This window comes from Bacteroidia bacterium (assembly GCA_025056095.1).
Taxonomy (GTDB): Bacteria; Bacteroidota; Bacteroidia; order JANWVE01; family JANWVE01; genus JANWVE01.
Map to the genome: position 1 here is coordinate 1 of JANWVW010000322.1, position 1,870 is coordinate 1,870.

The 1,870-nt window shown below is 34.2% G+C and carries 1 protein-coding gene; it reads right to left on the reverse strand.

What is annotated here, in order from left to right:
- Window positions 1-845 precede the first annotated feature (845 nt).
- On the reverse strand, window positions 846-1,870 hold a 1,025-nt coding region (locus tag NZ519_13800; protein MCS7029827.1), incomplete at its 5' end, for a glycosyltransferase.

The following is a 1,870-nucleotide window of genomic DNA, read 5'->3' on the forward strand; positions in this document are numbered from 1 at the left end:
CTTTGAAATTGCTTAACCAATCCCAATAACTGCGATTTTTATTTTGCCTTTTTCCAAATCCTCAAGCCTTAGCAAGGATTTCATTGCTATTTTTGTTTTTCCTTTTCAAAAATATAAGACTTATGCCCGCATTCATAAATTGTATTCGTGATTCGATGTCTCGCAATTTGAAAGTTTTAATAAGTCCTTCAAGGTAATTTTATCAAACATAACTGCTAAAATGTTAATAGGAGTTAAGAATAATGGAGAAAGAAAATCTAAATGTAGCTTTCTAAAAAATGCGAAAATCAAGATAACCAATGTAAAAAATGGGATAGAAAAAAAGAGCCAGCCTTTCTACATTCCAATATATCAAGATTAAAAATATTTGAAACATATGATGTAAAAATACTCTGTATACCTATAGTAATCATGCGGCTAACCATGATAATAAAAAACAAACGGAGTGCTAAGATATATTAACCCTCCTTCTTTACAAACCCTGACCGCTTCTTTAAGCGAATGTAATGGATTATAAAGGTGTTCCAAAACCTCAGACATAATAACTAAATCAAATGTGTTGTCCTCAAAAGGCAGTGAATCTTCGTTCAAATCAAGTAATATATCAGCTGAAGATTTTTCTCTGGAAAAGTCAACCCCTATGTATTCAAAATCGTTGAGCTTATCCTCTAAAATAGTATAAAAAGGCTTTATAACCGCAACCTAATTCAATGATTTTTAGTTGCTGTTTCTTTTCCAGATACTTAAGCGCATATGAGAAAGTTTTTGCACTTTCTTTTGTAATTAGGTAAGAAAAATCCCAAGGTTTAGGATTAAATCTCATCCTTATACTTTGTTTTACTCCCTTATCCATTTCTTATCTCCTCTATGAGATTCTTCCATTCTTCTGTAATCTTGGTCAGCTCAAAGTCTTTCACTCGCGCTTTTGCTCCTGTAGATAACCTATCTCTCAATACATTTTCGGAGAGGAGTAACTTTATGGTATCAATCCACTTCTTCTCAGCTTCGGTTATGGGTTCATTAGATGTTTTAAACTTCCCATCAAATACAGGCATGAGAACACCATATTCTGTGAATTCAGGTTCTGTTGTCTGATGCTCAGGCAACATGTTTGGTGCAAGGATTTCTCTTGGTCCGCTTCTACAATCTGAAGAAATAACAGGAACTCCGCAAGCCATAGCTTCACCAAGTGCATTTGGAAATCCTTCCCATAGAGATGGGAACACAAAAAGCTTAGCTCTACTTATGAACTTAAATGGGTTTTCCTGAAAGCCAAGAAAAAACACATCATATTCTACTCTAAACTCATTCCTGCCCCACATAAAAGTTTTTAGTCCCAAATCCAAAGAGAGATTGTAAAGATAATCTTTTAGCTCGCCATCTCCAAGAATTACAAGCTTTAAATCTTTATAGTATTTTCTTAGCTCTTTAAAAATCCTTAGAAGATACCACTGTCCTTTTGGCTTTGTAAGTCTTCCTGCGGTAATAATAACAGGGAAAGCAAACATCTCTTCGTACCTTCCGAGATTTTCTTTGAGTTTCTCTTGTATCAGACTTAAGTCAAGAGGATTATAAATTACCTTAATCTTTTCAGCCTTAACCCCATAAAACCTCTCCAATTCTCTCCCAATGACTTTAGACACCACAACCACATAATCTGCTCTTGGATACAAAAATCTATTTAAAAGATTATAAGGATGAATTTTAGCTCTCCCCGAAAGTTGAGACATACGAACTGAAATTATGCTTTTGTGTTTTGAAATAGTTGAGCTAGAAGTATTCACATAGTTTGCCCTTTCAAGCATGGAGATAACAATATCGTTGTTAGACAAAAATTTACTTAACTTCGCGCTATACAGAGGAATGTAAA